The organism is Ornithinimicrobium sp., from assembly GCF_051004135.1.
Lineage (GTDB): Bacteria > Actinomycetota > Actinomycetes > Actinomycetales > Dermatophilaceae > Ornithinicoccus.
Genome location: NZ_JBPCKQ010000123.1, coordinates 1 through 7952 on the forward strand (window position 1 = coordinate 1; position 7952 = coordinate 7952).

11 protein-coding genes are annotated in these 7952 nt (G+C 66.3%); 5 read left to right on the top strand and 6 right to left on the bottom strand.

All coding sequences use genetic code 11. The annotated features are described in order from the left end of the window. On the bottom strand, positions 1–235 hold a 235-nt coding region (locus tag ACR2FV_RS08075; RefSeq protein WP_434015181.1), incomplete at its 3' end, for a hypothetical protein. Positions 236–243: 8 nt separating this feature from the next. Next, complete coding sequence (locus ACR2FV_RS08080) at positions 244–834, bottom strand: hypothetical protein (protein ID WP_434015182.1); 591 nt, start codon at positions 832–834, stop codon at positions 244–246. A gap of 231 nt (positions 835–1065) precedes the next feature. Here ACR2FV_RS08080 and ACR2FV_RS08085 point away from each other — a divergent pair, with 231 nt between their 5' ends. Beyond that, entirely contained in the window at positions 1066–1494 is a 429-nt protein-coding gene (locus ACR2FV_RS08085; protein ID WP_434015183.1) for a LuxR C-terminal-related transcriptional regulator, read from the top strand. 263 nt (positions 1495–1757) lie between these two features. Here ACR2FV_RS08085 and ACR2FV_RS08090 read toward each other — a convergent pair whose 3' ends face one another. Beyond that, positions 1758–2462: a hypothetical protein gene (locus tag ACR2FV_RS08090; protein ID WP_434015184.1), complete on the bottom strand. Its 705-nt coding sequence runs from the start codon at positions 2460–2462 to the stop codon at positions 1758–1760. Positions 2463–2589: 127 nt separating this feature from the next. Here ACR2FV_RS08090 and ACR2FV_RS08095 point away from each other — a divergent pair, with 127 nt between their 5' ends. The 3 genes from ACR2FV_RS08095 (at position 2590) to ACR2FV_RS08105 (ending at position 4976) form a co-directional block, all read left to right on the top strand. Then, positions 2590–3729, top strand: a complete 1140-nt coding sequence (locus tag ACR2FV_RS08095; RefSeq protein WP_434015185.1) for a sensor histidine kinase — start codon at positions 2590–2592, stop codon at positions 3727–3729. After that, positions 3726–4379 carry a response regulator gene (locus ACR2FV_RS08100; RefSeq protein WP_434015186.1) on the top strand — a complete coding sequence of 218 codons (654 nt, stop codon included), beginning with the start codon at positions 3726–3728 and terminating at the stop codon, positions 4377–4379. The genes ACR2FV_RS08095 and ACR2FV_RS08100 overlap by 4 nt, the downstream gene beginning before the upstream one ends. A 180-nt stretch (positions 4380–4559) precedes the next feature. Continuing rightward, positions 4560–4976 (top strand): SRPBCC family protein, encoded by a 417-nt coding sequence (locus ACR2FV_RS08105; protein ID WP_434015187.1) that lies wholly within the window; start codon positions 4560–4562, stop codon positions 4974–4976. Positions 4977–5184: 208 nt separating this feature from the next. Here ACR2FV_RS08105 and ACR2FV_RS08110 read toward each other — a convergent pair whose 3' ends face one another. After that, positions 5185–5403, bottom strand: coding sequence for a hypothetical protein (locus ACR2FV_RS08110; RefSeq protein ID WP_434015188.1), 219 nt, complete (start codon positions 5401–5403; stop codon positions 5185–5187). Positions 5404–5566: 163 nt separating this feature from the next. Here ACR2FV_RS08110 and ACR2FV_RS08115 point away from each other — a divergent pair, with 163 nt between their 5' ends. After that, entirely contained in the window at positions 5567–6349 is a 783-nt protein-coding gene (locus ACR2FV_RS08115; RefSeq protein ID WP_434015189.1) for a helix-turn-helix transcriptional regulator, read from the top strand. A 316-nt stretch (positions 6350–6665) separates the two neighbouring features. Here ACR2FV_RS08115 and ACR2FV_RS08120 read toward each other — a convergent pair whose 3' ends face one another. Together ACR2FV_RS08120 and ACR2FV_RS08125 are read right to left on the bottom strand one after the other, a co-directional pair. Next, positions 6666–6905, bottom strand: coding sequence for a toxin (locus ACR2FV_RS08120; RefSeq protein ID WP_434015190.1), 240 nt, complete (start codon positions 6903–6905; stop codon positions 6666–6668). After that, positions 6902–7150 (bottom strand): ribbon-helix-helix domain-containing protein, encoded by a 249-nt coding sequence (locus tag ACR2FV_RS08125; protein WP_434015191.1) that lies wholly within the window; start codon positions 7148–7150, stop codon positions 6902–6904. Before ACR2FV_RS08125 ends, ACR2FV_RS08120 begins: the two co-directional genes overlap by 4 nt. Positions 7151–7952 lie beyond the last annotated feature (802 nt).

A 7952-nucleotide genomic window follows, 5' to 3' on the forward strand; every position in this document is an offset into this window, starting at 1 on the left:
CGCGATGCCCTGATGCCATGTCCCGCCCGAGGAGCATCACGATCGACCCGGCAGTCTGCCAGGGGAAGCCCCAACAGTGCGAGAGCCGCCACGCCGCGTCACGTAACCACGAGCGGTGCGTCATTTCGCCGCGAAACAGCCACAAAGATGCGCGGGCATGCGTCAACTGTCGTTCGACGACGCAGCTTTCCGTTCCGTATGAGAAGCGCGAATAGAGCATTGACCAGGAGCTCATCTGCCTACCTAAATGGAAATTGTCGCCTGCCGCAGACGGTACAGCAGGCTGCCCTCCAGGACCTGGCCCTGGTCGATCTCCTTCGAGGGAAGTTCACCTGCGAATCCACAGATGCGTTCTCGGGCAAGGTCCAAGCGCGCGTACTCCCGGTCGAAAGCCGCTTTCTCAAACTTGCTTCCCGGAAGAAAGCGCCTGCGGTACTCTTGAGCCCGCCGCCAAGCGTCAGCGAGCACGATGAGAGCGCTGAAGGTTTCTTGTGCCACCTCCGCAAGTTCTTTGCTCCCGCCGAGTCCGGCAACACGCCCAAGTGCGCGACGAGCTTCCTCGAGCTTGGCAATGGCTGCATCGGTCTTGGGGCTATACTCCGCCGCAAATTGGGGGTCGACAGAGTCTTCCACGTGCATGGTGCTCAGCCAACCAACAGCTTCGACCGCCGCGAGATAGCCCTCCACTGCAAGTTGTCGAACATCGTCCATGCGCCTTTCCTGACGCGCTTGCCTGGCTTGCGCTGCCGCCGCCCGTGCGTTTATCCAGGTCACCAATAGCGTCCCGGCCACGCCGACGATCACGCCAGCGAGTCCAAGCCATGCCGCGTCCATGACCCCTCCATCCGCCGCGTAGTCGTCTCGACATCAACAGACCCCAGGATCACACGGATTGGTCGGAAGTCTGCCGGGCGGACCCTCCCTCGACCGCTGACAGCCGTCGTCCATCCGTCCTCTGCACAGTGGACTGTTGCGTCAATCCGCCGCGTATGTCGCTGGTTCCACTCCTGCGTCCGCTTTGGGCAACGTCCGCTCCTGCCGCTCCCCGTGACGCGGTAAGCGTACGTGCTTGCCCTGCTCGGCGACGGCGCCGAGGGGCTCGGCTATCTGCTTAAGGAACGGGTCGCCGACCCGGCCCAGCTCGTGCACGCCCTGCAGGAAACCAGCCGCGGCGGGTCGATCGTGGACCCCGTGCTCGTCGACACACTGGTGCGCCGAAGGCGCCTCACCGCCGAATCAGGGCTGGACGCGCTCACCCCGCGGGAGCTCGAGGTGCTGCAGCACATGGCCACCGGGCTCTCGAACGCGGCCATCGCCTGGTCGCTGTCGCTGTCGGAGTCGTCGGTGGAGAAGGCCAGCAACACGCTTTTCGCGAAGCTCGGTCTGGCCAGCGAACCCTCGGTGCACCGGCGGGTCAGCGCAGTGGTGACCTACCTGCGCGCCGTAGGCCACCCCGACTCCTCTCCTTCGACGCACCGCCACACCGCGCCGTGATGGCCCATCAATCGAGGTCGCGGCCCGGGCAGCATGACGAGCGAAGGCCGAGCGCCCAGCACACGGAGGGCCAGAGCGTGACGTGAACCTACCGTCGACTCCTCCTCGCCGCAGGTCGCCGTAGTCTCATCCCTTCCCTGCGGCCCGACCCGCAGCCTCTTTGCCTCCTAACCCACTCAACTGCCGTTGGGAGGACAGGTCACCGCTTCGCGGTGCATCTGTGGCAGCTCTCCTTCTGTCGGCCAGACGGGTGGCCGGTCGGGTCAGGCGAGGGTGGCGTGGTGGGATGCGGCAGGCTTGGTCAGCGCCGCGGTGCGGGCGATCCTGCGGCCCAGGATCGCGAAGGCGAACATGACTGGCAGGGCCACGCTGCCCATCGAGGTGACCTGCAGGATAACGAGGGCAAATGGGATCATCGCGGCCAGCAGCCACGCGGCCAGGGCGGGGCGGAAGCGCTTGAGGAGCAGAGTGATTCCCAATGCGGTGGAGCCGAGCAGGGTGAGCAGCAGGCCGGGCAGGATGACCACCCACGCGAACGAGAAGAGCAGGCCCTGGATGCCGTCCCCGTTGTAGCTGCCCGTCCACTGGGTCCAGTACTCGAGGAACACAGCGACGCACGCGATGGTGTAGCCGGTCAGCGCAAACCGCCAGACCCACTTCTCGCTGCCGCTGGGCTGTCTGCGCTGGTACACGACGTAGGCGCAGAGGGTGAAGGCCGCGAACACCGGGAACCAGATTTTGCCGTAGGTCACGTAGACCACATCCGGGTTCGCCCAGGTGAGCAGGGGTGCGAGGAGTTCAGTGGCTGGGTTCGCCCATGCTGCGGTCAGCGGCAGTTCGAGGTCCTCCTGGCCGTCCGTGGTCGCGTAGCGAGACAGCGCGTGCAACTGTCCTACCACCAGCCCAACCCAGGCCATCACCCACGCGAAGCGGCCGATGCGCCGCTGGTTTTCCTCCGACTCGAACATGACGTCCTCCTTGGTCCGGGCGCCGGCGGCGCCATTGGTCCTCACGTTAGGAGCGCACGGGGTCTCGGTCGTCGGCGCTAGGGTGGGACCCTTTCTCCACCCCTGGGTTGACGCCACCGCACCTCTCGTGAGCCGTAACCTGGGAAGAGTGGAGGAAGAGCGGCTCGGTTGGCGGGATGCGGTGCTGCCCGCGCTGATGGTCGTGCTCGGCGCCGCCGAGCTCGCCGCACTCGGCACGCACGGATGGACAGTCGCTGTCGGACTGGAGGCGGTGGCGGGGGGGCTGCTGGTGTTCCGGCGCCGGTACCCGCTCGTGGTCGGACCGGCTTCGGCGGCGGCGTTGCTGGTCATCCCATGGGTCGGCCCTCAACTGGACCAGGTGGCGGCGCCGATCCTGTTCTTGATCGTGGCGATCTACTCGCTTGCCCGGTGGATCACGGGCTTGCGTGGCGTGGCAGGTCTCGTCGTAATCCTGGGCTTCTTGCTCATTGACTACGCCTTCGTGGACTCTCGTGACCACGACTGGACCGACATGGTGTTTGTGCTGTCGCTGACTGTGCCGCCGTACGTGTTCGGCCGGATCGTGTGGCGCCTCGACGACCAGCGGCGCCGGCTGGCCGAGCAGCAGGATCTCATTCGGGACCGGGCCGTGGCCCAGGAGCGGGAACGGATCGCCCGGGAACTGCACGACGTGATCGCCCACTCCCTGAGCGCGATGGTGGTGCAGACCGCCGCGGCGCAGGACCTGCTCCGTACCTCGCCCGACCGTGCGGTCACGTTGCTGCAGTCCGTGGCCGACACCGGGCGGGGGGCTTTGGAGGAGACCGGTCGGTTGCTGCACCTGATCCGAGACGACGCCGACGAGCTCGGCCTGCGCCCGGCTCCCGGCCTCAGGGATGTCCCTGTCCTCGTCGATACCTTCCGCGCTGAGGGCCTACTGGTCGAGGCCGAGGTCGACCTGCCGACCCAGGACCTGCCCGGTGGCATCGACGTGTCGGCGTACCGGGTGGTGCAGGAGATGCTGACGAACGCGCTGCGCTACGCCGACGGGCCGGTGACCCTAAAGATCACGGTAGCTGCGGACCGACTGCGGATCTCGTGCGCCAACCCGTTCGGGACCGACCGTGCAGTCAGGGGCTCGGGCTTGGGCCTGCAGGGGATGGTCGAGCGGGTCGAGTTGCTGGGCGGCACCCTGGACCGGACCGACGACGGTGAGCGGTTCACGATCCAGGTCGATATCCCGCTGGCCCGTCAGGTCACACCGTGATCCGGTTGGTCGTTGCTGACGACCAGGAGCTGGTCCGCACGGGGCTGCAGCTGGTCCTGCAGGCACGCAGTTGCGAGGTGGTCGGGACGGCCGCCGACGGTCAGGAGGCAATCGAGGTCGTCCGGAGGACCCGTCCCGACGTGGCCCTCATGGACATCCGGATGCCAGTACTCGACGGGATCGCCGCCACGCGTGAGATCACCGCGGCAAACTTGCCCACCAAAGTTTTGATGCTCACGACGTATGACCTGGACCGCTACGTGTACGACGCCCTCGCTGCAGGCGCGGCCGGTTTCCTACTCAAAGCGACCCCGCCGGACCGGTTAATCGAAGGAATCCGCATGGTGAACGCAGGCGAGTCGCTACTCGCGCCGAGCCTGACCAAGCGACTGATCGAGCAGCATCTGCGCCACCCACCACCCACCGAGGCCCGGCTGGCCCCGGTCATGAAGCTCACCGAGCGAGAGCGCGAGGTGCTGGTGCTCATGGCCCAGGGGCTGTCCAACGACCAGATCGCGGCCACCCTGGTCGTCTCACCTGCCACGGTGAAGACGCACGTGAACCGGGTGCTTGCCAAACTCGGTGTGGTCTCACGCGTACAAGCCGTAGTACTGGCCTACGAAACAGGACTTGTCCGCCCAAACGGCTGACCCGTCCGACATTGCCGCACTGAGGATGGCTACGCTCGTCCGACTTTGCCGCACTTGAGGACGGCTACGCTCGTCCGACTTTGCCGCGAGCGGGGCCTGAACCTGGGATACCGAGGGCGTTCGCACCTGCCGAAGTCGCGGTCGTCCCCGGTGCGGCATCTGTCGGTGGCGGCTGCCACGATGAGCGGCGTGAGATCTCGCCACATCAGTTGCGTCATTGCCGCTTCGCCCGAGGCCGTTTACGAGTTCGCATCAGATCCCGACAACCTTCCCGGATGGGCAGCCGGGCTGGCCCAGGCCGAGGTCGTAGGTGATGGTGAAGTTTTCCTCGTCCAGTCACCCATGGGGCAGGTCACGGTGCGCTTCGTCCCGCGCAACGAGTACGGAGTCCTCGACCACGACGTGACGCTGCCATCGGGTACGACAGTCACGAATCCCCTCAGAGTCCTCGCCCATCCGGAAGGGGCGGAAGTCGTGTTCACCATCCGCCAGATTGAACTGACCGACGATGCGTTCGATCGTGATAGCCAACTCGTTGAGGATGACCTCGACCGGCTGCGCGCGCTGATCGAGGTCATGGCCGGCCCCGGCGTCTGATCGCCCGCTACTGCCGCATACCGTGACGCGGTAGCGTCCGGTCCTGCCGCGCTCTCTCTGCCCGCCCGGACCACCTGCCAACGTGGTCGCCGAAGACGACCAGGCCATCCGTGCCGCGGTCCACCAGGTCTGGCCAGCAGTCCCCGAAATCAGAGGGCCCGTCGGCGCCCGGCACCCTGGCGGGGGCGCCGGGTGTCGTGGACAGGGCTCACACCGCGAGCTGGAACAACGGCCCCCAATTGCGCCCGGTGGCCGGGTTGTCAGGCGGTGGCGGCTCGCAGCTGGACGCCGCGACCATGGTGCTGGCAACGGTTCGTTGGGGGGTTTCCTGGGCCGAGGCGGTCATCACGACCGTGCCGAGGAGAAGTGAGCTGGCAGCCAGCGCCGCCAGCGCCGCCAGCGTGCGTGGTATCGAGTTCCTGTTCATGGGACCGCTCCGATCGGTGATGCGTGGTTGCGCGCCCAGGGTGGTGCGCTGTTCTCAGCGTTCCCGCACCCACCCGGCCCGCGGAATACGACGTTCGGCGTATGTCACCCAGCGACGCTCCGCGCGTAGTCTGACTGGACCAACCGGTGCAATGGAGACCGCCATGAGCAGAGCCACGATCAGCAGCCTCGACCTCGATCGGCTCCGGGACATGGTCGACGTCGCCAACGACACCTCTAGCAGCTCACCGGTGGACATAACCTTCGCGGTGCTGGACCGGGTCCGCGACGCGATCGGCGGGGACTGGGCCACTTTCCTGGACATGCAGGGTTCGGCCCGGCGGGTCCGACACGCCCAGATGGCGACCGCTGAGGAATACGTCACTCAAGGGATTGAGTACGTCGAGGACGACGCCGATGATCCGTTCTGGAAGTACTACCCGTCCAGCACGTGCTCGTTCCCGGACCGGGTGAGCACCCCCATGGTGGTCTCCTTGCGCGAGGTCTACAGCGAGCGGGAATGGGCCCGGCACCCGATGCACCTGGAGGCCCTTCCCCACGTGCACGACGAGATCCTGGCGGCCTGGCCGTGCGGGCCCGGTGTGAACCTTCGCCTCTTGGTCGGCCGCAGTGAGGGGCAGCCGTTCAGTGACCTGGACCGCTTCCTGGTCCGGTTGCTGCAGCCGCACCTACAGCCGCTCTTCCTGCGGACTCTGCGCTCCGTCCTGCCCGCCGTGGAGCCGCCGCTGACCGAGCGGCAACGCCAGATCCTTGGCCTGGTCCGTGCGGGTATGACCAACCAGCAGGTCGCGCACCAGCTCGGCATCTCCCCCGCAACCGTCCGCAAGCACCTGGAGAACAGCTACAGCCGCCTACACGTCCAGAGCCGCGTGGCAGCGGTTGGTGTGGCCTTCGCCAACAGCGGCGACAGCCTGCAGCACGCCTAGTGATGCACGAGTACTTCCGGATCGATCGCGATCTGCTCCTCGACATCATCAAGAACTGACTCGGTCCGTTGGCCCGACGCCTCAGCAGCGACCAATGATGTATTCGGCGGCACACCGCATCACATTCCGAGACCCTGCTGAACGCACTCATCTGCCGCGTGGAGGACGGCTACGCTCGTCCGATCATGCCGCGATCCGCAAGGCGCGTCATTTCGCCGCGAACCGACCAGGTCGCCTCCGCACTAAGGACTCGCGGAACGTCCGCTCATGCCGCTCTGTGGACGCGGTGGCGTCTGGCACGCCGCTGGGTGCGTCCTCACTCAAGGAGATGTAGGTACTGGCGCCGGGCCTTCATGGCATGGATCACGAGCTGGTGCCCGCTGTCGAAGGTTAGGATCGCTAGCTCGAGAAGACGGCCGCTCCTGTCGAAGCCGAGCACGAACTGCTTGGCAGGCATGTCATCGTCAGGGTCGCTGGCATAGGCCCAGTTCTCTGCTGCATGCAGGATGTCGGTCTCGCTGATGCCGTGCTTGAGTGCTGTGGGGTTGACCTTCACGCGACGTAGGCACGTAGGGCAGCACGGATCAACTCGGAGCGGGTGGTGTGATCGCGCTCGGCGCGCTCGTCCACGGCGGTGAGCAGGGTGTCGTCGAGACGGACGGGCACCACCCGTGCGGGGCCGTCACCCATCGGCTTGCGGCCTCGCTTGCGCAGCTGATCGACGTCGTAGCCCTTCTCGGCTTCATCGGCCAACTGCTGGATCATCTCGTCGGTGACCGGTACACCCTTGATCTTCTCCATCCCCAAATCGTAATACAGAATAGGTGGTCCTGTCACCAGGCTTGCGCACGTGTCGCACGGCGCGCGCCTCGCAGCCTTGCTGGTGTAGCGCTGCCGGGGCTGCTTCGCCGGTAGTCCCGACGAGGGAGCCGATCACGGAGCAGGGCATGCCGGCCTCGCGGGCGGCGCGGACCGGCTCGAGGAAGACGGTCGTCACACCGGCCACCTCACCCGATGGGTAGGTCCAGGGCGGGATCAAGCTGCGGGGCTGCACCAGTTGGTGTTCGCCGTCTTTGCTCTGGAGTCCGAGCCCGCCGACCCAAGACTCTGAGGACTGATCTGCTTAGCGAACCGCCCCGAAGGGTGTGAGCTCGCCCGACGCGTGAGCGACTTGGCGGCTGTCCGCCTCGGCCGGGAACACGCGTGTCGCCGAGAGCCTGCGTGGTCCCAGCCAGGGCCGGGGGAGCGCGGGCGCACAATCCGCAGGTCGGTTCTGCCCGGCGAGTTCTTGACCAGCCAAGATGCCCACCGCCTGGCGCCAGCTACTCGAAGGGCGGGCAGCGGCCCGGTGGCCGCATGGTGGCCAAGGACACCACGTCGAGATAGAGCCGCGACCGGACTTCAGCCGTGTCAGGGCTCTGAACAGCACAAATACAGTGGGCCCCGTGGGATTCGAACCCACAACCTACGGATTAAAAGTCCAGATCGACGGTCCCGGTGCGGACTCATGCGTCTCGCTCCGTGCTCAGCTGGCAACGAGGCACGTCTCATGCGAGTCATTGGATGGCAGCCCGTCTCGCTGGGTTCGTTAGCAAGCCTGTTA